Annotated in this window: 20 protein-coding genes; 16 read left to right on the top strand and 4 right to left on the bottom strand. The window is 63.4% G+C overall.

Annotated elements, in window-relative coordinates; all coding sequences use genetic code 11:
- The coding region (locus tag M2267_RS22685; protein ID WP_429117302.1) for a hypothetical protein at window positions 1-181 on the top strand (181 nt) is incomplete at its 5' end.
- A gap of 99 nt (window positions 182-280) precedes the next feature.
- Here M2267_RS22685 and M2267_RS22680 read toward each other — a convergent pair.
- Window positions 281-1,225: a LysR family transcriptional regulator gene (locus M2267_RS22680; protein WP_429117301.1), complete on the bottom strand. Its 945-nt coding sequence runs from the start codon at window positions 1,223-1,225 to the stop codon at window positions 281-283.
- Between the two features lie 322 nt (window positions 1,226-1,547).
- Between M2267_RS22680 and M2267_RS22675 the strand changes: the two genes are divergently transcribed.
- Together M2267_RS22675 and M2267_RS22670 are read left to right on the top strand one after the other, a co-directional pair.
- Entirely contained in the window at window positions 1,548-3,143 is a 1,596-nt protein-coding gene (locus M2267_RS22675) for a GMC family oxidoreductase (RefSeq protein WP_429117300.1), read from the top strand.
- Window positions 3,144-3,384: 241 nt separating this feature from the next.
- Window positions 3,385-4,386 (top strand): Tim44 domain-containing protein, encoded by a 1,002-nt coding sequence (locus M2267_RS22670; protein ID WP_429117316.1) that lies wholly within the window; start codon window positions 3,385-3,387, stop codon window positions 4,384-4,386.
- Window positions 4,387-4,455: 69 nt separating this feature from the next.
- Here the strand turns inward: M2267_RS22670 and M2267_RS22665 are convergent, their stop codons facing one another.
- Window positions 4,456-5,466, bottom strand: a complete 1,011-nt coding sequence (locus M2267_RS22665) for a LysR family transcriptional regulator (protein ID WP_429117299.1) — start codon at window positions 5,464-5,466, stop codon at window positions 4,456-4,458.
- On the opposite strand from M2267_RS22665, the gene M2267_RS22660 reads away from it, so the two are divergent.
- The 10 genes from M2267_RS22660 to M2267_RS22615 all read left to right on the top strand — a co-directional run bounded on the left by M2267_RS22660 (window position 5,466) and on the right by M2267_RS22615 (window position 14,673).
- Window positions 5,466-5,954 (top strand): DMT family transporter, encoded by a 489-nt coding sequence (locus tag M2267_RS22660; protein WP_429117297.1) that lies wholly within the window; start codon window positions 5,466-5,468, stop codon window positions 5,952-5,954. The genes M2267_RS22665 and M2267_RS22660 overlap by 1 nt on opposite strands.
- A 254-nt stretch (window positions 5,955-6,208) precedes the next feature.
- Window positions 6,209-6,943: an MFS transporter gene (locus M2267_RS22655; RefSeq protein ID WP_429117294.1), complete on the top strand. Its 735-nt coding sequence runs from the start codon at window positions 6,209-6,211 to the stop codon at window positions 6,941-6,943.
- Window positions 6,894-7,421, top strand: a complete 528-nt coding sequence (locus tag M2267_RS22650) for an MFS transporter (protein ID WP_429117292.1) — start codon at window positions 6,894-6,896, stop codon at window positions 7,419-7,421. Before M2267_RS22655 ends, M2267_RS22650 begins: the two co-directional genes overlap by 50 nt.
- A 103-nt stretch (window positions 7,422-7,524) precedes the next feature.
- Window positions 7,525-9,003: an aldehyde dehydrogenase family protein gene (locus M2267_RS22645; RefSeq protein ID WP_429117291.1), complete on the top strand. Its 1,479-nt coding sequence runs from the start codon at window positions 7,525-7,527 to the stop codon at window positions 9,001-9,003.
- Window positions 9,004-9,121: 118 nt separating this feature from the next.
- Entirely contained in the window at window positions 9,122-10,042 is a 921-nt protein-coding gene (gene ppk2 / locus M2267_RS22640; protein ID WP_429117289.1) for a polyphosphate kinase 2, read from the top strand.
- 122 nt (window positions 10,043-10,164) lie between these two features.
- Window positions 10,165-11,007, top strand: a complete 843-nt coding sequence (locus tag M2267_RS22635; protein WP_429117286.1) for a MurR/RpiR family transcriptional regulator — start codon at window positions 10,165-10,167, stop codon at window positions 11,005-11,007.
- 292 nt (window positions 11,008-11,299) lie between these two features.
- Window positions 11,300-12,763, top strand: coding sequence for an MFS transporter (locus M2267_RS22630; protein WP_429117284.1), 1,464 nt, complete (start codon window positions 11,300-11,302; stop codon window positions 12,761-12,763).
- A complete protein-coding gene (locus M2267_RS22625) occupies window positions 12,760-13,419 on the top strand; it encodes an aspartate/glutamate racemase family protein (protein ID WP_429117281.1) in 660 nt (219 codons plus the stop codon). The genes M2267_RS22630 and M2267_RS22625 overlap by 4 nt, the downstream gene beginning before the upstream one ends.
- 132 nt (window positions 13,420-13,551) lie before the next feature.
- On the top strand, window positions 13,552-14,142 hold the full coding sequence (locus M2267_RS22620; RefSeq protein ID WP_429117279.1) for an ankyrin repeat domain-containing protein: 591 nt from the start codon (window positions 13,552-13,554) through the stop codon (window positions 14,140-14,142).
- Window positions 14,143-14,169: 27 nt separating this feature from the next.
- Complete coding sequence (locus M2267_RS22615) at window positions 14,170-14,673, top strand: YHS domain-containing (seleno)protein (RefSeq protein ID WP_429117278.1); 504 nt, start codon at window positions 14,170-14,172, stop codon at window positions 14,671-14,673.
- A 27-nt stretch (window positions 14,674-14,700) separates the two neighbouring features.
- On the opposite strand, the gene M2267_RS22610 is transcribed toward M2267_RS22615, so the two are convergent.
- Complete coding sequence (locus M2267_RS22610) at window positions 14,701-16,920, bottom strand: adenylate/guanylate cyclase domain-containing protein (RefSeq protein WP_429117275.1); 2,220 nt, start codon at window positions 16,918-16,920, stop codon at window positions 14,701-14,703.
- A gap of 170 nt (window positions 16,921-17,090) precedes the next feature.
- Between M2267_RS22610 and M2267_RS22605 the strand changes: the two genes are divergently transcribed.
- Genes M2267_RS22605 through M2267_RS22595 form a run of 3 tightly spaced genes read left to right on the top strand, consistent with a single transcriptional unit; the run spans window position 17,091 to window position 20,422 of the window.
- On the top strand, window positions 17,091-18,509 hold the full coding sequence (locus tag M2267_RS22605; protein ID WP_429117272.1) for a DUF1254 domain-containing protein: 1,419 nt from the start codon (window positions 17,091-17,093) through the stop codon (window positions 18,507-18,509).
- Window positions 18,510-18,525: 16 nt separating this feature from the next.
- Window positions 18,526-19,551: a DUF1254 domain-containing protein gene (locus M2267_RS22600; protein ID WP_429117269.1), complete on the top strand. Its 1,026-nt coding sequence runs from the start codon at window positions 18,526-18,528 to the stop codon at window positions 19,549-19,551.
- A gap of 34 nt (window positions 19,552-19,585) precedes the next feature.
- Window positions 19,586-20,422 (top strand): alpha/beta fold hydrolase, encoded by an 837-nt coding sequence (locus tag M2267_RS22595; RefSeq protein ID WP_429117267.1) that lies wholly within the window; start codon window positions 19,586-19,588, stop codon window positions 20,420-20,422.
- Window positions 20,423-20,461: 39 nt separating this feature from the next.
- On the opposite strand, the gene metH is transcribed toward M2267_RS22595, so the two are convergent.
- Window positions 20,462-24,232: a methionine synthase gene (metH, locus tag M2267_RS22590; RefSeq protein WP_429117264.1), complete on the bottom strand. Its 3,771-nt coding sequence runs from the start codon at window positions 24,230-24,232 to the stop codon at window positions 20,462-20,464.
- Between the last annotated feature and the right edge of the window lie 150 nt (window positions 24,233-24,382).

Here is a 24,382-nt window from a genome sequence, read left to right as displayed (position 1 = left end):
TCAATCAGCATCAGCCAACCCAGGAAACTCTAGAGCGAAGGTCGTCGTCGCCAGCAGCGCCGCCGCCCTCGTCAGTGATCGGGCTTATAGACCCCACGCCTCACAGACGTCAACAGCAACCTTCAAAAAAACTTCAAAAATCGACAACTCACTGAATTTACACAATAATTCCAGCTGTTGATAAACTAGGTCGATTTTGATCCGCGAGGCCACGGTCTTTCGGCCCGCAAATCACCGCCCATTGGTTGTGGGATCCTATATCGCCACAATCTAGCAGGATTTAGGAGCGTGACAGGCGCCGAACGTCAGTCGTCGGCAACGCCAATTCGCGGGTGAAATGGCCGCGGTTTTCCCTGACGCTCTGCATCAGGAATTCGCGCACCGCCCTCACCCGCGGCACGGCCACCAGATCCCTATGGCAAACCAGCCAGTAGGTGCGCTTGAGTTCGATCTCTTCCGGCAGGACGATCTCCAGGTCCTCTTCCTGCTGCGCGATGAAGTGCGGCAAGACGCAAAGACCCAGCCCCTGCCGCACGGCCTTCAACTGCGTCAGGATGCTCGAACTCTGGAAATGGGCATGCAGGCCTGGCTGCAGCTCCCCCAGGTAATCGAGACCGGGCGCAAAGATCATGTCCTCGATATATCCGACGAAGCGGTGGGCCGCGAGATCGTTGCGCCCCGTGATCGGCGGATGCTTCGACAGATAGCTGCGCGCACCATAAACATGCAGCGTATAGGGGGTCAGCACCTCGGATTGGTAAGGTCCGGCCTTCGGCGCCGTCAGCGCCACCTGGATATCCGCCTCCTTGCGCGACAGCGACATGATCTGCTGGATCGCCAACATTTCCAGGGAGACGTTCGGATAGCGCGCCGCAAAGTCCCCCAGCCGGTCGGCCAGGAAGAAATTGCCGAAGCCTTCGAGCGTGCTCAGCCGGACGACGCCGCGCTGCGCCGTCAGGCCGTCATTGATGTCGAGCTGCAACTGTTCGGTCTCGCGCTCGATCCGTTCGGCGGTTTCGACGAAGCGCTGGCCCATGCCGGTCAAGACGTAGCCGCGCGGATTGCGCTCGAACAGCTTGACCTTCAGCGCGAACTCCAGCCGATCGATGCGACGCGACACTGTGGCATGGCTGGTCCTCAGGCGCCGCGCCGCCGTCGACAGCTGCCCAGTACGGGCCACCGCCAGAAAGAACTGCAGATCGTCCCAGGTGAAATTCGGATTCATGCTCACTCCCTGTCTGTCCGAAAATGAACAGATCCTGTTTTGCAATTTACGGTTCCGCACGCTTGCATCCAAGCGGTTTTTTCCCGATGGTACGTGCCAGAGCGGACATCTGAGGAGCATGTCTGGCCAAATATGAACAGAGCGATACGAACGCCCCCGGCGGCCCCCATCCGGCGCCGGAGCGTTCCCGCGTTCATTCGCGACGGCTGGCGGTTTGGGAAGAAGGCATGACGCGAAGGGATGCGGCGCCGGGGCGCGGCTGAAGGAGCGATCTCGCCCGAACCCGGATCTGAAGGTCGCGCCGTAGATATCGAGGGAGAACATGGACATATACGACTTCATCGTCGTCGGAGCAGGCAGCGCCGGCTGCGTGCTTGCCAACCGCCTTTCGGAAAACCCGCGGCACCGCGTGCTGCTGCTCGAAGCCGGCGGCCGCGACAACTACCACTGGATCCACATTCCCGTCGGCTATCTCTATTGCATCAACAATCCGCGCACGGACTGGTGTTTCACGACCGCAGCCGAAGAGGGCCTGAACGGCCGTTCGCTCGGCTACCCTCGCGGCAAGGTGCTCGGCGGCTGCTCGTCGATCAACGGCATGATCTATATGCGCGGCCAGGCGCAAGACTACGACCACTGGCGGCAGCTCGGCTGCACCGGCTGGGGCTGGGACGACGTGCTGCCGCTCTTCAAGAAATCCGAGGACCATTATCGCGGCGCCAACGACATGCATGGCGCCGGCGGCGAATGGCGGGTGGAAAAGGCGCGCGTGCGCTGGGATGTGCTCGACGCATTCCAGAAGGCGGCAAGCGAAGCCGGCATTCCCGAGACGCCGGATTTCAACCGCGGCAGCAATGAGGGTTCCGGCTATTTCGACGTCAACCAGCGCTCCGGCATCCGCTGGAACACCGCAAAGGCGTTCCTGCGCCCGGCACAGAAGCGTGGCAACCTTACGGTTTTGACCAAGGCGCATGTGCGCAAGCTGATCATCGAGGGCGATCGCGTCGCGGGCGTCGAATTCCAGCACGACGGCACAGTCAAGCGCGCCTCGGCCACACGCGAGACGGTGCTTTCCGCCGGCGCGATCGGCTCACCGCACATCCTCGAACTCTCCGGCATCGGTCGCGGCGACGTGCTGCAGGACAACGGCATCGAGGTTCGTCTTGAGCGGGCCGGCGTCGGCGAAAACCTGCAGGATCATCTGCAGCTCCGCATGGCCTACAAGGTCACCGGCGTGCCGACGCTCAACGAAAAGGCAAACTCGCTGTTCGGCAAGGCGTCGATCGGGCTCGAATATCTCTTGAAACGTTCCGGGCCGATGGCGATGGCGCCGAGCCAGCTCGGCATCTTCACCCGCTCCGGGCCGGAAAAGGAAACGCCGGATCTGCAGTATCACGTGCAGCCGGTGTCGCTCGACAAGTTCGGCGAGCCGGTTCATTCCTTCCCGGCGATCACCGCCAGTGTATGCAACTTGCGTCCGGAAAGCCGCGGTTCGGTGCATCTCAAAGGGCCGGACTTTGCCGCCGCACCGGACATCCGGCCGCGCTACCTGACGGCGGAGGCCGACCGAAACGTCGCGGTCAATGCCATCCGGCTAACGCGGCAGATCGTCAGGCAACCTTCCTTCGCCCGCTTCAACCCGGTCGAGTTCAAGCCGGGGCCTTCCTACGAGACCGAGGAGGACCTGAAGCGCGCCGCCGGCGACATCGGCACGACGATCTTCCATCCGGTCGGGACCTGCCGCATGGGCGCCGATCCCGACAGTGTCGTCGATCCGGAACTGCGTCTGCGCGGGCTCAAGGGATTGCGCATCGCCGACGCTTCGGTCATGCCGACAATCACCTCGGGCAACACCAATTCACCGACGATCATGATCGCCGAAAAGGCGGCGACGATGATCCTCGCGGCCAATCGCTAGGTGTTTGGGGCAAGGGCGGGCGGCGTTCGGGCGCCCGCCGAAGATGCTGATTCCACGCCGGATTCGGCCAGGTAGCGGCGTCGGATAACGGTAAACTGGCCGAAAAACGACGCGAAAAGCTTAAATCTCAGGCGTCGAGCCCCTATATCAGGCCCTGATGGCTCGGTTTGAGCCCAAGCAAGATTTAGGGGTTGTGATGGCAATGCAGCGATTTGGGCGTTTTGGACGAACTCTGGCAATGATGGCGATCGGCATGGTCGTCGCGCTGACCGTTGTGGACGTCGCCGAAGCGCGGCGTTCGGGCGGCGGCTTCGGTAGCCGCGGCACCCGCACGTTCTCGCAGCCGGCAACCACCAACACCGCGCCGACCAGCGCGGCACCGATCAACCGTTCGATGACGCCGCGCCAGGACGCAGGCCCCGCCGCCGCCACTCCGGCAGCCGGCCAGACGCGTCCGAACGCCGCCCAGCCGAACGCCCGTCCGGGCTTCTTCAGCGGCTTTGGCGGTTCGCTGCTCGGCGGCCTGATGGTCGGCGGCCTCATCGGCATGCTGATGGGCGGCGGCTTCGGCGGAGCTGCCGGCTTCCTCGGCCTGATTGTGCAGATGCTTCTGATCGGCGGCCTGATCATGCTCGCCATGCGCTTCTTTAACCGCAACCGCCAGCAGACGGCCTATGCCGGTCCGTCCGAGCGCTCGTCGGGCCAGCAGCCTTCGAACGGCATGCCGTCGTTCAAGATCCCGAGCATCGGCGGTGGCCAGGCAAGCGGCCAGCCGCAGGCGCGGCCCCAGGCTGCCCCTCAGGCAGCGCCCGTTGCCGACGGCCCGACCGATGAGATCGGCATCCAGGGCTCCGACCTCGAGCAGTTCGAAAAGATGCTGAAGGACGTACAGGCCGCTTATGCTGCGGAAGACTACGGCACGCTGCGTCGCCTGACGACGCCGGAAGCCATGTCCTACCTTGCCGAAGAGCTCAGCGACAACGCCACGAGCGGCGTCAAGAACGATGTGCGCGATGTGCACCTGGTTCAGGGCGACGTCGCCGAGGCCTGGTCGGAAAACGGAACGGAGTTCGCGACCGTCGCCATGCGCTACGAGAGCATCGACGTCATGCGTGACCGCACTACCGGCAAGGTAATCAGCGGCGATCCGGACAATCTGACGGAAGCCGTCGAACTCTGGACCTTCGTGCGCAAGCCGGGCGCCGAATGGCAGGTTTCGGCGATCCAGGGCGTCAGCCACTGACGCGCTAAACAAAGCCTATAAGAAAGGTCCGGTCGGCATCGCCGCACCGGGCCTTTTCGTTTTCACACGTCACACGGCGGCGGGGGCCGCAGTCGGCGGCGCCAGAACACCGGCGATCAGGTCCCGCAGCCAGCGATGGGCGGGATCGCCGTCGCGCCGCCGGTGCCAGATCTGCCGGAAGGCGAAGGGCGGAATGGCAAAGGGTGGGGCGAAGATGGTGAGCGGTCCGGCCTCCCCGTCGCGTGGCAGGATCCGGCGCGCAACCGTCAAAACCAGATCGGTTCCGAGCACGAGACCGGGCGCAGCGCTCCAATGGGGCAGCGCCAGCGCGATGCGGCGTTTGTGTCCCGCGGCGGCCAGCGCCAGGTCGATCTCGTTGCCAGTATCGCCGCGCAGCGAAACGAGAACATGCGGCCGCTGTAGATAGGCTGGCAGATCCAACGTCTTCTTGACGCCAAGGCTTGCGGCATCCGCCAGGCAGGCGAAGTGCTCCTCGAACAGCAATGATGTTCTCAGATCTTCGGCAAGCGTCGGGAAAACCCCGAGCGCCAAATCGATCTCGCCGTCGATGGCCTGCGCCATCATCACTTCGCGGCTTGCCTGACTGACGATGAGATCGACGTTCGGCGCCCGCCGGCGCAGCGTGGCCATCAGTTGCGGCAGCAGCACAAGTGCGGCGTAGTCGGACATCGCCAGCCGGAAGACGTGGGGCTCGCGCGCCGGATCGAACGGTTGAGCCCCCATGAGCTGACGCATTTGCGCGAGCGCTTCGGCAAGCTGCGGCGCGATCTCCAGGGCCCGCACCGTCGGCTCGAGCTGGCCGCCGTGGCGCACCAGCAACGGGTCGTCGAACAGTGCGCGCAACCGCGCCAGCGCATGGCTGACGGCAGGCTGGCTTTTGTTCAGCCGGAGAGCCGCGCGCGAGACATGGCGCTCCGCCAGGAGGGCGTCGAGCACCACGAGCAGGTTCAGGTCGATAGCGCCAAGATTATTCATGATACGAATATAGCACGTGCAAAATCGGAATTTCCATTCTCCGAGTAAATGAAAGAGGATCACGGCAACAAAAGGAAAAAACAATGCCCAATCTCTCCTCCCTCCTGTTGCTTGCCGTGGCGATCTTCGCCGGCGCCGTCGTCCCCCTCCAGGCCGGCGCCAATGCCAACCTTGGCCGCCTCCTCGGCCATCCGCTCTGGGCGACGGTCGTCTCGCTCGGCGTCAGCCTCGCGCTCATCCTGCCGATGCTGATTGCCTTCCGGGCGCCGTTGCCCAACCTGGCTGCGGCATTCAAGGGTCCGTGGTGGGTCTGGATCGGCGGGCTCGCCGGCGTGATCTACATTACCGCGGCCCTCCTCCTTGCGCCGAAGCTCGGCGCGGCAAGCTTCATTGTTGCCGTCATTGCCGGCCAGATGGTCATTTCCATGCTGATCGACCACTACGGCCTGATGGGTTTTCCGCAAAAGCCAGTCAATGCGGCGCGGCTGACCGGTCTGTTCTTCATCGTCGGCGGCATGGTGATCACGCAGATCGCCAATGTCACGCCGGCCTTGGCCAACGCACCGCGATAGCGCAGAGCCGCCTATCAATCGCGGCAGCCATCACCATGAGGCTGCCGCTTGTCACCTGAGAAGCCCCCATGGTAGATGGCTGGCCATGTCGAGCGAACCCCATTTGATGGCCTGATTAGCCCCGCAAGGCGGGGCTTGCATCTGTGAGCCCAGAACCGTCCGCCTCTCGCGCGGGCTTATCCTGTTCGCGTCGATCTCATCAAACCTGCCAATGCAGCAGACCCGAGATCGATGGCGTCTCATCGGGCTCTCCTATGGAAATTTCCAATCTTTGGGGCGATGCCGCCTTCCGGCGCATCAGCCTCGTCCTCACCGTCGATTCCTTCTGCTCCTGGATGCTCGTCGCCGCGTTGCCGCTCGTCGTCGCAACGCGTTTCGGCGCCGGTGCGGAACTGGTCGGCAGTCTTGCCTTGCGCCTGTTGCCGAGCCTCCTGCTTGCGCCGATCGTCGCCGCGCTCCTGCGGCGGAGCGGCCCGAGGCTTCCGGTGCTGTGCTCCCTGTTGATGACCGCCGTCGCCATTCCCGGCCTTTCATTCGCGCCGGACGCGATGACAGTGCAGATGACCGTCCTGGTCATCGGCGCTGCGGATGCGGTGATCACACCGGGCCTCCTGATGCTGCGCGCCGCCGTCGTTCCCGCCGGCCGCAACATGGAGGCCAATACCGCCTTCCAGGCGATCGACCGCTTCGGCAAGATTTTCGGACCGCCGGCAGCGGGTCTCGCAGCCGCCTCCATCTCGATCGAGGCAACGCTTGCTGCGCTGGCGCTCGCCCAGATCGCAGCGGCCCTTCTGCTGGTGCTTCAACCACGTGACAGGCAGGTGCAAGAGAACGCGGCCCCCTCGCACGCTTCGGGCTTCGGGCTTCGGACGGGAAATCCTTGCGATGTTCCGCGAAAACCCTGTGCTCTGGGCTTTGCTGCTCCCGGCTTTGGGCTACATGGTCTCGCTCGGGGCGCTGCAGCCGTTCCTGTTTTGGCTCAATCGTGACCAGTTTCATCTCGGCCCGGAGATGTGGACCTTGCTGCTGGCGGCGCAGGGTGCCGGCGCCCTGATCGGCGCCATCGTCTCGCATCGACTGGCAGGGGCTTTGACCAGCACGCAGGCGCTGCTTCGCGCCTATCTCATCTCCAGCCTGCTCGAGGGCCTTTCGACCTTCGCGCTGATTTTCGCGCCCAACTATCTGGTCGCGAGCGCACTGCTGATCGTCGGTGGCATACCGGAGATGATCGCCTTCGCCACCTACTTTACCCTCGTGCAGCGCTGCCTGCCTCTGGAGCGCCAGGCCGTGTTTTATGCCGTCAGCTTGCCACTCATGGATGCCTGCTTGATCGCCGGCATTCTCTCGGGAGCCTTTTATACCAGCAATCTCGTGACCCTCGGGCAGTTCTGGCTCTTTGCCAGCGCCTGCGCCGTCCTTCCGGTTCTGCCGTTCCTCGCGTGGCGCGGGTCGGCGACCAACCGTTAGAGCCGTCTCCCCGCGGGAAAAAGATCAACGCCAGCCGTAACTTACGGCTGGCGCGTTTCACTTTCACTGGCCATACTCGCACCGGGCTATAAAGGGGTATTGCATGCAGGACCGGTTGTTCATCGACGGAAAATGGGAAAAACCGCGCCGCGGCGGCACGCTCGACGTGATCGATCCGGCGACGGAAGAGGTCATCCATCGTGCACCTGCCGCAACCTACGAAGACGTAGACCGGGCCACAAAGGCCGCACGCATCGCCTTCGACAGCGGCCCCTGGCCAAAACTTTCGGGCAGCGAGCGCGCCGCCTATCTGCGTGCAATCGCCGCCAAGATCGAGGAAAAGCGCCACTCGCTGGCCCGGCTCGAAGTCGCCGACAACGGCAAGCCGCTGCCGGAAGCATTGTGGGACATCGACGATGCCGCCGGCTGCTTCCGCTACTATGCTGGCCTCGCCGAGGAACTGGACGCCAACCCGGAGGAGGCGATCACCGTCGGCGACAGCCGCTTCACGTCACGTGCCGTGCGCGAACCGCTGGGCGTCGTCGGCGCGATCACACCCTGGAACTATCCGCTGCTGATGGTGTCATGGAAGGTGGCGCCGGCGCTCGCCGCCGGCTGCACCATCGTGCTCAAACCGTCGGAGTTGACGCCGTTGACAGCGCTCGAGCTCGGCGTCATTGCCGAGGAGGTCGGGCTGCCCGCCGGCGTACTCAACATCCTCACCGGCACCGGCCAGGATGCCGGCCAGCCGTTGACCGAGCATCCGCTGGTCGACAAGCTTGCCTTCACCGGCTCCGTGGTCACCGGTCGCAAGGTAATGATGGCCGGCGCCCAGGACATCAAGAACGTCAGCCTCGAACTCGGCGGCAAGTCGCCCTTCGTCGTCTTCGCCGACAGCGATATCGACAAGGCCGTCGAATGGATCATGTTCGGCATCTTCTGGAACCAGGGCCAGGTCTGCTCCGCAACCTCGCGGGTGCTGGTCGAAGAAGAGATCTACGATACCGTCGTCAAGCGCCTCTGCGAGGAGGTCGCGAAAATCACCATCGGCAACGGGATCGATGACGGCACCCTGCTCGGGCCGATCGTCTCCAAGGGCCAGTACGACAAGATCATGGGCGCGATCGACCGCGCCCGCCAGGACGGCGCCACCGTGGCTGCCGGCGGAGGCCGCCCGGCCGGCCTCAACAGCGGCTACTTCATCGAGCCGACGGTGCTGACCGATATGCGCGAGGACAGCTACGTCTGGCGCGAGGAGATCTTCGGCCCGGTGGTCTGCGTCAAGCCCTTTGGCGAAGAGGCAGACGCGATCCGCATGGCCAACGACAGCCGCTTCGGTCTTGCAGCCGCTGTCATGTCGGCCGACAGGGACCGCTGCGAGCGCGTCGCCCGCGCCTTCCGCGCCGGCATCGTCTGGATCAACTGCTCGCAGCCGACCTTCACCGAAGCGCCATGGGGCGGCTACAAACAATCGGGCATCGGCCGCGAACTCGGCCGCTGGGGGCTTTCGAACTATCTGGAGACCAAGCAGATCACCAGCTTCGATGCCGACGAGCCCTGGGGCTGGTACATCAAGGGATAGTGCCGATCGGAGGGTGGAGGTACCAGCGTCAAATTCCCTTCATGCGGCTGTGAAATAAGCCGACTAACGATGGTATCATGCGAAGCTGTCGTGCAGCACACGGAATCCGGAGGGTCAGATGAACAGGTCGAACGACGAGATCGAAACGCAGGACTGGCTGGAAGCGGAACTGGCCGACACGCTCGACGAGGATTACGAACTCGAGCTTTCCGAGCCGGCGCTGTCGGAAGAGATCCGCAAGATCTACCGCAAGAACCATCCGCCATCGATCCCGCGCATCGAATACTTCCGCGCGCTGCTGAAGTTGCAGTCGGAACTGATCAAGCTTCAGGACTGGGTGGTCCATCACAAGGAAAAGGTGGTGGTGATCTTCGAAGGCCGTGATTCCGCCGGCAAGGGCGGCGTCATCAAGCGCATCACCCAGAGGCTCAATCCCCGCGTCGTGCGCGTCGTCGCACTGCCGGCACCGTCCGACCGCGAAAAGACGCAATGGTATTTCCAGCGCTACGTGCCGCACCTGCCGGCCGGCGGCGAAATTGTGCTCTTCGACCGCTCCTGGTACAACCGTTCCGGCGTCGAACGCGTCATGGGTTTTGCCACCGAGGACCAGGTCGAGCAGTTCTTCGACGACGTGCCGGAATTCGAGCGCATGCTGGTGCGCTCCGGCATCCGGCTGGTCAAGTACTGGTTCTCGATCACCGACGAGGAGCAGCAGATGCGCTTCCTCGTGCGCATCCATGATCCCCTGAAGCAGTGGAAGCTGTCGCCGATGGACCTGCAGTCGCGGGTGCGCTGGGAAGGTTACACCAAGGCCAAGGAAGAGACCTTCGCCCGTACCAACATCCCGGAAGCGCCCTGGCATATCGTCGAAGGCAACGACAAGAAGCGCGCCCGTCTGAACTGCATTGACCATCTGTTGAGGCAGATCCCCTACGAGGACGTGCCGCACGAGGAAATCTCGCTGCCGGAACGCGTCTTCAACCCGGACTACGAGCGCAAGGTACTGCCGCCGGAACTCTACGTGCCGTCGAAATACTGACGCACGCGGGCAACTGCCCGCATCTGCCGCCGTTGAAAGCGAGGCGGCATCGGCCCGCCTCGCTTGCAATATCCCCGCGAAAATCAGAGATTGCCGTGAAACGCCAGTTTCATGGACATCGCATGAGCCCCAAAGAACGTTCCTTCCTCACCCGTGTCCGCCAAGTGCTGCCGGAGCTGCATCCGGCCGAGCGGCGACTGGGCGATTTCCTCTGCGATTTTCCAGGCGAGGTCGCGAGCTATTCGGCCCAGGAACTGGCAGCACTGGCCCACGTGTCGAAGGCAACGGTGTCGCGCTTCATCCAGCGGCTCGGCTACGACAATTACGAGGAGGCGCGCCGCCATGCCCGCGCCGACAAGCAGACGGGCTCGCGCCTGTTTCTGGCGACCGCTACTGACAGCGGCGGTGAGCAGTCGCTCACCTCACATGTGGCGCAGGGCGTCGCCAACATCGAAGCGACGTTCCTCGCCATTTCCGAAACCCAGGTGACGGCGGCGGCCACCGCCATTCTCGGCGCCCGCAAGGTCTGGGTCATCGGCTTTCGCGCCAGTCATTCCTTCGCCACCTATCTGCAATGGCAGATGACCCAGGTGGTCGAGCACATATCGGCCATCCCCGGTGGCGGCCAGACGCTCGGCGAGCATCTGGTCAGCACCGGCAGCGACGACGTCGTCATCCTTTTCGGCCTGCGCCGGCGCGTCACCTTGATCGAACCGATCCTTGCGCAGCTCGAAAAATCGGGCGCACGGCTGCTCTATATCACCGACGAGGGCGTTCCCTTCCTCAACCAGGCGGAATGGCACTTCCGCTGCCAGACGCTGGCGCCGGGGCCTCTGTTCAACCATGTCTCGGTGATGGCGCTCTGCCATCTGCTCACCACCCGATGCATCGAAATCGCCGGCCCCGCCGGCCGAAATCGCCTGCGCGGCATCGAGGCGATCAACGACGCGCTCGACGAACTGTGAGCGCCGATTGGGCATTTGCCTGAAACGGCAGAACATTTTTCAAGCAGACGAAATCTGAGTTTCAACCGCTCGTTCGAGCGCGATCTGTCGCCAAGCTTTTGACAGAAAACGAGAAACTCTCGTTTCTCGTAGGATGGCACGAAATCTGCCTTCCCTAGCCTGGGTTGCGAACGGCCATTTCCTTTCGCAGCGCGTCATAGAATCTCCTATGAAACTGAGATTTCATGATGTAGATTTCATGAAACTGAGTTTTCACATTTTCACGTTGTTAAGCCATAAAGGGGAACGAACCATGGCAGCGGAAAATATGGTACCGTCCGGCAGGTCATCGCCGGTCATCAGACAGTTGGAATCAGCCTTCACCAAGATCGGCGTCACCGGCGCCCACAAGCAGATCCTCGCCCTCGTGCTCATCGGCTGCCTGTTCGACAGCTTCGAGCAGAACACCATCGGCGTCGCCGGCCCGATCCTGAAAGAACATTGGGGTCTGACCGGCACCGACATCGGCTTCCTCAACACCATCACCTTCGGCAGCGCAGCGATCGGCCGCCTGCTTTCCGGCATTCTTGGCGACCGCTACGGCCGCCGCGTGATGCTGACCATCAACCTCCTGCTCTTCACCATCGGCTCGGCCGCCTGCGCCATGGCGCCGAATTTCGCCACGCTCTGCTTCGCCCGCGCCATCGTCGGCTTCGGCGTCGGCGGCGAGATCTCGACGGCCGTCACCATGCTGTCGGAATTCTGCTCGCCGAAATTCCGCGGCACCGCAGCCGGCCTCGTCAATGTCGGCGCCGGCGGCTTCGGCAACTTCCTGGCCCCCGCCTTCGGCCTGATGATCTTCACTCTCTTCCCCGGCGAAAACAGCTGGCGCTGGCTGTTTGCCTCGCTCGCCTTGCCGGCCCTGCTCGTCGTCTTCTACCGTCGCTTCGTGCCGGAGACGCCACGCCTCCTCGCTTCGCAGGGCAAGATCGACGAGGCCAACAAGGTTCTTTCGATCCTTGCCTCCGGCTCGCTGCGCCCGCGTAACCTCAAGGTCCAGGAGTACCTCACCAAGGACCACCTGAAGGATGACGAACCGGCCAAGAGCGACTGGAAGGAACTGTTCCGCGCGCCCTTCATCGGCCGCACCATTCCCGTCGCCATCGCCATCCTGATGAGCTACGGCGCCCAGCTTTCGGTGCTGACGCTGATGCCGATCATCTTCGTCTCCATGGGCTACACGCTGCAGGGCAGCCTGCTCTACAGCATGATCATCCAGAGCGGCAGCGTACTCGGCGCCATCGCAGCCTCGATGTTCGGCTACTACTTCCCGCGCAAGAAGGTGCTGACGCTTGGCGCTGTGTTTGCCTGCCTCGCGGCAGTCTCGATCGCCTATCTCGGCACCAACATCTATCTGGTGCTGATGTTCGGCGCGATCTTCCAGTTCTTCGTGCTGCTGCTCAACACCTCGATCTGGATCTATGCGCCGGAACTCTTCCCGACCCGTATCCGCGCCTTCGGCGTGGCGCTGATTCTCGCAACCGGTTCGGCCGCAGGGTCCTTCGTCCCCACCATCGCCGGCGCCCTCTTCGACGCCTACGGCATGGTCGGCGTCTTCGGCCTTGCCGCCGGCATGTATGCGGTCTTCGCCTTCTGCATCCAGCTCGGCCCCGAGACCTACGGCATGTCGATGGAAGACCTCACCCAGCCTGCCGATGCCGACCTGGCGAAGGCTGACACTTCTGAAATCAAAGTCGGCGTGGAACTGAGAACGTGAGCGCACATATCCTTCTGATCAACCCGAACAGTTCGCGTGCCACCAGCGACATGATGGTCGCCATCGCACGCCGGGCCGCATCAGGACGCATGGCCGTGGCAGTTGCCACGGCCATGCGGAACCCGCCGATGATCGTCACACCGGAGCAGCTGGATGCGTCCGCTGCCGAGGTCGTCGAGATCGGCGAGAAGCATGAAGCCGGATGCCTCGGCATCGTCGTCAGCGCGTTTGGCGATCCCGGCCTTGCCGCCCTCAAGCACCGCCTCGATATCCCCGTCATCGGTATCTGTGAGGCCTCGATGATCGAGGCCTCGCGGGGCGGCCGCAAGTTCGGCGTCGCCACCACGACGCCGGAACTGATCCAGGCGATCGACGACCGCGCCCGCGATCTCGGCGTCTGGGAGCAATATACCGGCATCCGCTGCACCTCGGGCGATCCGCTTGCGCTTTCCGCCCACCCGGATCGGCTGCTTTCGGCTCTCGGCGAGGCGGTCCGCCAATGCATCGAGCTCGACGGCGCAGACGCCGTCATCATCGGCGGCGGCCCGCTCGGCCAGGCTGCCGACGCGCTCCAGCCGATGTTTTCGACGCCGATCATCGCGCCCATTCCAAGCGCAATCGGCCGCATGCTCGACCTGATGCAGGTCGCCGCCTGACAGGCACTCCTCATCGCAGACACCCAAAAGGAGTATGTATCGGGCGGCGCTAATGCCTGTTTCCGCCGGCCGCCCTGTGGTATTTTCGCCCTTCCTAATTGGCGAGACCGAAGCTGGGGCGGAGGTTACGCGATGAAATCTCTCTTTGCTTCGCTGGCCGCGGTGGTGTTGTTCGCCGCGGCGGCGAACGCGGGTCCCTTGCATGACGCGGCACGGGACGGCGACACGGAGCGCGTCAAACAGTTGCTCGATCAGGGAACCGACATCACCGAGCCCGATGCGGCCGGTGAACCGGCACTGTTGATTGCCGCTCTCAAGGGCCGCGCCGAGGTCGTCGCCCTTCTCATCGACCGCGGCAACGACATCGAGATCCGCAACAAGGGCGGTCTCACCGCACTGCACGCCGCGGCCTATGGCGGCAATCTCGAAACCGTCAAACTGCTCGTCGCCAAGGGTGCAGCAGTCAACGACGTCTCCAATTTCTACAAGATGTCGCCGCTGCATGCGGCCGCCGAAGAGGGCCACGCCGAGGTGGTTGCCTTCCTGCTTGCCAACAAGGCCGATATCGAAGCCAAGGAGCGCAACGGCTACACGCCGCTCACCCAGGCCGGCTGGCGATCCTATTGGCCGGCCGCCGAACTTCTGCTGAAGGCCGGCGCCACCTGCCAGAAGGCCGAACTGGTCGGCGACTGGCTCTACGGCGAATGCACGAAACGGCAGTAAATCAGATCCGGAAACGGAGGAAACGGCATGTCTCGACACTCCATACGATTTGCAATCGCGGCGACCGCGGTCCTGCTTGGCTTCGCCATGCCGTCGCTGGCGGAAGAGCCCGTCAACACCGGCTACTTCGGTGACGTCGCAATCAAGGGCTACGATCCCGTCGCCTATTTCACCGAGAACAAGGCGGTCGAAGGATCGCCGGAGTTCAGCTACCGCTGGCTCGGCGCCACGTGGCAGTTTGCCAGCGCCGAACACCGTGACCAGTTCATCAAGGAGCCGACCCGCTATGCGCCGCAATATGGCGGCTACTGCGCCGATGGTGTTTCCTTCGGCACGGTCACGACCAACATCGATCCCAAGGCCTGGCGCATTATCGAGGACAAGCTCTATCTCAGCTACGATCCGGGTGCGGCCGACGGGCTGGTGAAGAACCCGAACAAGGTGGTCGATTCGCGCAAGCACTGGTCCGAGGTCGAGCAGACGCTGCTGACCGAGAAGGCCAACATCAACTGGACGCAGCCCCGGCCCTGAAGGCCGGCGGCTCGACGATGACAACCGTCACTTCTCGATCGAGAAGAACTTCAGCGACTGCGGCGTGACATTGATGTAGTCCGCCGTGCGCTCGCCCTTGGCCGTATTGCGGTAGACGTAGCCGCAGACCATGCGGTCGAGGAAATAGCCGTCGTATTTCTCGCAGAGCTGGTTGCCCTTCACCTCGATGCGGCCGGTGATGTTGGTGTTGCTCGTGCGGTAGGCGGTGTTGCCGTCCCTGTCGAAGAACTGTGCAAAACTCGTGCCGTTCTTGTGCACGCCGACCCAGGTCTTGTCGCTGGTCAGTTGCTTGAGTTCGGCCGGCCCAAGCCGGTCGCCACCGGCACCGATAAAGCCGAAGGGCCATTCGGGAATGCCGGCCACGCGCAGGCCGAAGAGGTGGCGATAGAGATCCTCCTGGGGCCAATAGTCATAGAGATAACCGTAGTAGGTGAGGTTGGTGTCCGGGAAGAGCTTCAGCAGTTCAGCCGCCTCAGCCGCCGCACTCTGCTGATCACCGCGCTGGGCATAGGCCGACGCCAGATACTCCCGCACCGCTTCGACCTTCGGCAACGATGCGCCGGCCGCTTCGATCAGCGGGATTGCCTTCTCCAGGTGGCGCGCGGTGTAGTAGACGATGCCAGCGAGCAACTGCAAACTTGACGAAGGCGACGGATCGAGCCGCAGCGCCCGCGCGATATCATCGACCGCCTGCTCGTGTTCGCCGGTCTGGGCCAGCACGAGCGCCAGATTGGCCAGTGCCTCCGCGTCGTTCGGTTGCGCCGAGACGGCCCGAAGCGCCGATTCCTTGGCCTCGAGCGGACGGCCGTCGACGAGTTGCAGCAGCGCCAGAACGGTATGGGCGCGGGCGTTGTTGGCATCGAGCTTCAGCGCCTCGCCCGCCGCGTCATAGGCGATCTTGCGCGCCACGGCCGCCGACCAGAGATAGTTGTAGTCGTTGCGCCAGACGTCGACGGCGACCCGGGCGATACCGGCATGCGCGTCGGCGAACTTCGGATCGAGATCGATCGCCCGCTGATAAAAGGAAAGTGTCTGCCGATAGGTGTCGACGTCCCGCCAGATCAGCCCCTGCTGTTCTGCCCGCATGTAATTGTCGTAGGCCTCGAGATTGTCTGTCGGTATGCGCGCCAGCTGATCACGTTCGCCCTCACTGAGCTTGACCTCGAGCGCTGCGATGATCTTGCCGATCACGTCGTCCTGAACCGCAAAGAGATCGGCATATTGCCGGTCGTAGCGCTCCGCCCAGAGCGACAGCCCACTCACCGCGTCGATCAGCTTTACGTTGATGCGCAGCCGCTGGTCGGCCCGCTGCAGCGTGCCTTCGAGCACGTAGTGCACGCCCAGTTCCGCCGCAACGTCCTGGATCTTGTCGGTACTGCCCTTCAGCGCGAACACCGAATGACGCGCGATGACAAAGAGGCCGGACACTTTCGAGAGTTCTGTGATGAGATCGTCCGTCAGCCCCTCGGCCAAGTGGTCGTGGTCGCTGTCGCCGCTGACATTGATGAAGGGAAGCACGGCAACCGAAGGCTGATCCGGCAACGGGTAGGCGAAACGTTGCGCCGGACCTGGCGAAGGGATCAAGGTCCAAGGCTGCCACCAGGCGGCCGCTGCCGAAACGGCGACCGCGGCGGCACCGGCAACCAGCCCCTTCGCCCAGGCAGCCCGCCGCGACTTCCTCTCGACCGTAGTCTTGCCCGCCGCCTCGGGGTTGAGCAGCACCCGGTAGACCCGGATCGGGTCGGCCAAGCCCTTGACGGCTTGCCGCCCGAGCGAAACGAAACCGACCTTCAGCTTGGAACTGACCTGGTCATAGGCCGTACCCGAGATGGCAATCCCGCCCGGCTCTGCGAGCCCCTGCACCCGGTCGGCAATATTGACGCCATCGCCATGGATGTCGTCACCCTCGACGATGATGTCGCCGAGATTGATGCCGATGCGGAAGTCCAGCCTCTCGCCGTTTGGCGCCTTGTCAGCGCCCGCTTCCGCCTTGCGCCGCTGGATCTCGACCGCGCATTGGGTTGCATCGACGACGCTGCGGAATTCGACGAGCAGGCCATCGCCCATCGTCTTCACCAGACGCCCGTGAAACTCGTGGAAAAGCGGTTCCAGGATATTGGAAAGGTCCGACTGGAAACGAAGGCGCGTGCCTTCCTCGTCCAGCCGGCTCAAGCGGCTGTAACCGACGACATCCGCGATCAGGACGGCAGCGAGGCGGCGCTCCATCGACGAGCTCTCAGCGTACGGCGTACTCCAGCGACAATGTTACCGCAGCTTGGCGGGCGGCGCCATCGGCGCGCATGGACGAGACGCGTCGACCAGGCCGTAACCGTTACGTACTTGCAGGACCTCGCTGAAGTGCCACGATTGCAGGCGATCATCTGAGGGAATGTGCCATGCTGAAAAGACGGTCACTGCTGATGTTCGGCGCGCTTGCAACGGCACTGCCGGCACTCAGAATGACAGATGCGGGCGCTGCCGATAGCGGCCTCACGGCCGAAGAGGCGCGCGCCATCGCCAAGGATGCCTATATCTACGGTTTCCCGCTCGTCGACAGCTATCGGGTGCAGCATTCCTACTTCGTCGATCGCGGCGGTGCGGAGTTCAAGAGCGGCTGGAACACGCTCAACAACACCGCACGGGTTTACACGCCCGAGGACAAGGCGATCCAGACGCCAAATTCCGATACGCCCTACTCCTTCCTCGGCGCCGACCTGCGCGCCGAGCCGCTGGTCCTGACAGTGCCTGCGGTCGAGAAGGAGCGGTACTACTCGCTCCAGTTCGTCGACATGTACACCTTCAATTTCGCCTATGTCGGCAGCCGCGCCACCGGCAGCGAGGCGGGCCGTTTCCTGCTCGCAGGCCCGGATTGGAAAGGCGAAACGCCGCCCGGCATCAAGGCGGTGATCCGCTCGGAAACCGAATTCGCCTTCGTGCTTTACCGCACGCAGCTCTTCAACCCCGCCGACATCGAGAACGTCAAGAAGATCCAGGCCGGCTACAAGGTCGAGCCGCTGTCGACATTCCTTGGTCAGCCGGCACCAGCGCCGGCCGCGGCCGTCGATTTCATCACGCCGCTCAGCGCGACGGAGGAAAAGACCTCGCCGGAGTTCTTCAGGATCCTCAATTTCATCCTCGGTTTCTGCCCGACAAACCCGTCCGAGAAGGACCTGATGGAGCGCTTCGCCAAGATCAATGTCGGCGGTGGCAAGAGCTTCGACTTCGAGACGTTTTCTCCTGACATGCAGCAGGCCATCCAAGGCGGCATCGCCGATGCCTGGGCCGCCTTCAAGACGTTCAAGGAAACCGAACTCGATACCGGCAAACGAACGAGCGGCGACAGCTTCGGCACGCGCGACTATCTGAACGGCCGCTATCTCGACCGCATGTCGGGCGCCGTGCTCGGCATCTACGGCAACTCCAAGGACGAGGCGATCTATCCTGCCTACTTCACCAGCGACGACAAGAAGCCGCTTTCGGGTGAGAACCGCTACACGCTGCGCTTCGAGCCGGGGCAACTGCCACCGGTCAATGCCTTCTGGTCGCTGACGCTCTACGAACTGCCGGCGAGCCTGCTCTACGCCAATCCGCTCAACCGCTACCTGATCAACTCGCCGATGCTGCCGGACCTGAAGAAGGACGCCGACGGCGGCGTGACGCTCCACATTCAGAACCAGAACCCAGGCCCCGACAAGGAGGCCAACTGGTTGCCCGCCCCCACTGGCCCGTTTTTCATGGCGATGCGCCTCTACTGGCCGAAAGCCGATGCGCTCGACGGCAAATGGAAAGCGCCAGCCCTGCACCACGTCAATTGATCGCCGAGGACCTGACATGACCAAATCCAGTATCGCCATCGCCCTGACCGCGGCCCTTGTCGGCATCAGCCCGCTGACGGCAAGCGCCGCCGAGCCCGTGACCGTCGGCGTCGACAACTTCATTCGCGCCGAGAGCGACATGTATGCGGCAAGCATGGTCAAGGACGGCGCCTTCGGCAAATTCCTGCACCGGCGCGAGCCCGCCTCGATCGACAATCAGACCGTTATCCGCCTCAACCGCGACACGCTCTATTCGTCGGCCGTGTTCGATCTGGACGCCGGGCCTGTTACCATCACCCTGCCGGACGCGGGTAAGCGCTTCATGTCGATGCAGGTGATCAACGAGGATCACTATGTGCCCGAGGTGGTCTACGGTGCCGGCGAAACGACGCTGACGAAGGAAAAGGCCGGCACGCGCTACGTCGTCGTCGGTATCCGCACGCTCGTCGACCCGGCCGACAAAAAGGACATCGCCGAAGTGCATGCGCTGCAGGACGCGATCAAGGTCAGCCAGAAAGATGCAGGCAAATTCGAGGTTCCGGCCTGGGATCCAGCCAGCCAGAAGAAGGTGCGCGAGGCGCTGCTCGCACTTGGCGCGACGATGCCGGACTTCAAGAAGGCCTTCGGCACCAAGGAGGAGGTCGATCCGATCCGCCACCTGATCGGCACCGCGACCGGCTGGGGCGGCAACCCGGACAAAGACGCGACCTATCTCAACGTCACGCCCGCCAAGAACGACGGCAAGACGATCTACAAGCTCGATGTCAAGGATGTGCCGGTCGATGCCTTCTGGTCGGTCAGCGTCTACGACGCGCAAGGCTTCTACGAGAAAAACGCTTACAACGCCTATGCGATCAACAACGTCACCGCGAAAAAGGCTGACGACGGCAGCGTCTCGATCCAGTTCGGCGGCTGCGGTGGCAAGATCGCCAACTGCCTGCCCGTGGTCGATGGCTGGAATTACACGGTGCGGCTCTACCGGCCGCGCAAGGAAATCCTCGATGGCACCTGGCACTTCCCCGAGCCGCAGCCGGTAAACTAGACTTGGCGTGAATCGCGCAGCGGGGGCCACATGCATGGAACACAGCGATGACAACCTAGCGGCCTTCGCCGAGCATGGCGCAACGCCCCTGCCCGCAGCAACGGTTGAAGGCCATGTCGAGCGTGACGGCGCACGGATCTGGTATGCGGCCTATGGCCAGGGCAAGCCGGTGATCCTATTGCACGGCGGCCTTGGCCACAGCGGCAACTGGGGCTTTCAGGTCCCGGCCCTGCTTGAGACTGGCCACCGCGTCATCCTGATCGACAGCCGCGGCCACGGCCGCAGCAGCCGCGATGCCAGGCCCTATAGCTACGAGCTGATGGCGGCGGACGTGCTTGCCGTTATGGACAAATTGGAGCTTGAGAAAGCATCGTTTGTCGGCTGGAGCGACGGCGCCTGCATTGCGCTCGTTCTCGCCTCCAAGGCACCGGAACGCGCAAGCGGCGTCTTCTTCTTCGCCTGCAACATGGACCCGAGCGGAACGAAAGAAATCGAGCCGAGCCCTGTGCTCGACCGCTGCTTTGCCCGACATTCCTCCGATTACAGACAGCTATCGGCAACGCCCGATGATTTTGGCGCTTTCGTCGACGCCGTCAGCGCGATGCAGAGAACCGAGCCGAACTACACGGCCGCGGATCTTGGCGAGATCCGCGTGCCGGTCGCAATCGTCCAGAGCGAGAACGACGAGTTTATCAAATACGAGCACGCGGACTATCTCGCCCACAGCATTCCGGGCGCAGCATTCGTTCTGCTTGCAGACGTCAGCCACTTCGCCCCGCTGCAGCGGCCCGACCGCTTCAACGCAGCGCTCACGGCTTTCCTTGCCGCGCTCGATGACGAGCCCGAAGGCGAGACCCAACGATCGCAATGACGAGCCCTTGCTGGCCCGTCATCACTCTCTCCAGCGGCGTTACTCAGCCGCTTCGGTCTCCGGCATCGGTACATAGTTGAGGATCGGCGACAACCAGCGCTCGACCTCGCGCACCGGCATGCGCTTGCGCTCCGCATAGTCTTCGACCTGATCGCGCTCGACCTTGGCCACGCCGAAATAATAGGCTTCGGGATGGCCGATATAGAGGCCGGAAACCGACGACCCCGGCCACATCGCATAGCTCTCGGTCAGGCTGACGCCGATCGTTGCTTCAGCGTCGAGCAGGCGGAACAACGTCGCCTTTTCCGTATGGTCGGGCTGGGCCGGATAGCCCGGAGCCGGGCGGATGCCGGCATAGGGCTCGCCGATCAGTTCGACGGGCGTAAACGTCTCGTCGGCCGCATAACCCCAGAGCTCCCTGCGCACATATTCGTGCATGCGCTCGGCAAAGGCTTCGGCGAAGCGGTCGGCCAGCGCCTTGACCAGGATCGACGAATAATCGTCGTTGGCCCGCTCGAAGCGCTCGGCAATCGCCACTTCCTCGATACCGGCCGTCACGACGAAGCCGCCGATATAGTCGTTCGAGCCGCTATCGGCAGGCGCGACGAAATCGGAGAGCGCCACGTTCGCGCGACCGTCGCGCTTCGAAAGCTGCTGGCGGAGCGTAAAGAAGGTCGCAAGCTCGGAGGCGCGATCCTCGCCGGTAAAGAGCCGGATGTCGTCGCCAACCGTGCCAGCCGGCCAGAAGCCGACGACCGCCTTCGGTGCGAACCAGTTTTCGTCGATGATCTTCTTGAGCATCGCCTGCGCATCATCGAACAGCTGCCGGGCGGCCGCCCCTTGTGCCTCGTCGTCGAGGATCTTCGGGTAGACGCCCTTCAGCTCCCAGGTCTGGAAGAACGGCGTCCAGTCGATATAGCGGGCGAGTTCGGCGAGATCCCAGCTTTCGAACACACGCGTGCCGAGGAAGGACGGCGCCTTCGCCTGGTAGCTCGACCAGTCGATCCGATGCTGGTTGGCGCGCGCCTGCGACAGCGGCAGGCGGCGCTTTTCCGCCTCGTTGCGCGCATGCGCGTCGGCCACCTTGCGGTACTCGGCTCGCACCGTCTCCATGTAGCTGTCGCGCGCTTCCGGCGACAGCAGGCTCGAAACGACGCCGACGGCGCGGCTGGCGTCAGTGACGTAGACCGTTTGGCCGCGGTCGTAACGCGGATTGATCTTGACCGCCGTATGCACGCGGCTGGTGGTCGCGCCGCCGATCAGAAGCGGCACGTCGAAGCCTTCGCGCTCGAGTTCGGAGGCGACATGCACCATCTCGTCGAGCGACGGGGTGATCAGGCCGGAGAGGCCGATGATATCCACCTTCTGCTCGCGCGCCACGTCGAGGATCTTGGCAGACGGCACCATGACGCCGAGATCGATGATCTCGTAGTTGTTGCAGGCAAGCACGACGCCGACGATGTTCTTGCCGATGTCGTGCACGTCGCCCTTGACGGTCGCCATCAGGATCTTGCCGGCGCTCTGGCGCGCCTCGCCGCCATTGGCAAGTTTCTCCGCCTCCATGTGCGGCAGGAGCACGGCAACCGCCTGTTTCATGACGCGCGCGGATTTCACCACCTGCGGCAGGAACATCTTGCCGGAGCCAAAGAGATCACCGACGACGTTCATGCCGGCCATCAGCGGGCCTTCGATAACATGCAGCGGCCGCGCGGCGGCCAGCCGTGCTTCTTCCGTATCGGCCTCGATGTACTCGGTGATGCCGTTGACGAGCGCGTGTTCGAGGCGCTTCTCCACCGACCATTCGCGCCATGAGAGATCCTTCTCCCGCCCTTGAGCCCCGCCCTGGCCGCGGTAGCGCTCGGCGATCTCAAGCATGCGCTCGGTCGAATCGGCGCGGCGGTTGAGCACCACGTCCTCGCAGGCCTCGCGCAGGTCTGCATCGATCGCGTCGTAGACGGCGAGCTGGCCGGCATTGACGATGCCCATGTCCATACCCGCCTGGATGGCATGGTAGAGGAACACCGCGTGCATCGCCTCGCGCACCGGCTCGTTGCCGCGGAACGAGAAGGAGAGATTCGAGACGCCGCCCGACACATGCACATGCGGCAGGGTCTTGATGATCTCGCGCGTCGCCTCGATGAAGTCGACGCCGTAGTTGTTGTGTTCCTCGATACCCGTCGCCACGGCGAAGATGTTCGGATCGAAGATGATGTCCTCGGGCGGGAAGCCCGCCTGTTCGGTCAGGAGCTTGTAGGCGCGGGTGCAGATCTCGACCTTGCGCGCCTGGGTGTCGGCCTGGCCGACCTCGTCGAAGGCCATGATGACGACCGCGGCGCCATAGGCGCGGCAGAGCTTCGCGTGGTGCAGGAACGCTTCCTCGCCTTCCTTCATCGAGATGGAATTGACCAGCGGCTTGCCCTGGACGCATTTCAGGCCGGCCTCGATCGCTTCCCATTTCGACGAATCGATCATCACGGGAACGCGGGCGATATCCGGCTCGGAGGCGACGAGGTTCAGGAACTCGACCATCGCCTGCTTCGAATCGATCAGGCCTTCGTCCATGTTGATGTCGATGATCTGGGCGCCATTCGCCACCTGGTCGCGCGCGACGTCGAGAGCGGCCGAATAGTCGCCGGCGGTGATCAGCTTGCGGAACTTCGCCGAGCCCGTGACGTTGGTGCGCTCGCCAACGTTGACGAAGGGAATGTCCGACGTCAGCGTGAAGGGCTCGAGCCCGGAGAGCCGCATCAGCGGCTCGACCTTGGGGATCTCGCGCGGCGGATGCTTGGCAACCGCCCTGGCGATCGCGCTGATATGGGCCGGCGTCGAGCCGCAGCAGCCGCCGACGATGTTCAGCAGCCCATCGCGCGCAAACGCTTCCACCTGCGCCGCCATCTGCTCCGGCGTCTCGTCATACTGGCCGAACTCGTTCGGCAGGCCGGCATTGGGATAGGCGCAGACGAAGGTATCGGCAACGCCCGAGAGTTCGTCGATATGGGCGCGCATGGCATTGGCGCCGAGCGCGCAGTTGAGCCCGATGGTGAAGGGTTCGGCGTGGCGCACCGAGTGCCAGAAAGCGGTCGGCGTCTGGCCCGACAGCGTGCGGCCCGAGAGATCGGTGATCGTGCCAGAGATCATCACCGGCAGGTCGATGCCCTTCTCCGCGAAGACTTCCTTGGTCGCAAAGATCGCCGCCTTGGCATTCAGCGTGTCGAAGATCGTCTCGATCAGGATGATGTCGGCGCCGCCGTCGATCAGGCCGCGGATCTGCTCGGCATAGGCGACGCGCAAATCGTCGAAGGTGACGGCGCGATAGCCGGGATTGTTGACGTCGGGCGAAATCGACGCAGTGCGGTTTGTCGGCCCGAGTGCGCCGGCAACGAAGCGGCGGCGGCCGTCTTGGGCCTCTGCGCGCTTGGCGGCGCGGCGCGCCAGCCGGGCGCCATCGCGGTTGAGCTCATAGACCATGTCCTCCATGCCGTAATCGGCCTGGGCGATGCGGGTCGAGGAGAAGGTGTTGGTTTCGAGGATATCGGCGCCGGCGATCGCATAGGCGTAGTGAATGTCCTCGATCGCCTTCGGCTGGGTCAGCGTCAGAAGATCGTTGTTGCCCTGCTGGTGACAGGCGCAGCCGCCGAATCGGTCGCCCCGGAAATGCTGCTCGATGAAGCCGAGTTGCTGGATCTCCGTACCCATCGCGCCATCCATGATCAGGATGCGTTCGCGCGCAGCCTGGGCCAGCGCCCGCTTGATCTCGGAGCCATCCGGCTTGGAGGAAACATCGCCGAAAAGGGCGTCGATGGCGGACATGGGAAATCTCCCGTTCTGAAAACGACAAACACGAAGCCAAGTCAATCACATAAAGATATCTTTATGTCAACATATGAAGCAATCACATTTGCCCCTCGGAGCAAAGAAAATGGCCCGCCGCAATTGCGACGGGCCACAACGAGAGCGAAC

The sequence above is a fragment of the Ensifer sp. KUDG1 genome, assembly GCF_050434285.1.
Taxonomy (GTDB): Bacteria; Pseudomonadota; Alphaproteobacteria; order Rhizobiales; family Rhizobiaceae; genus Ensifer.
This window is presented reverse-complemented; position numbering and strand designations above follow the sequence as displayed.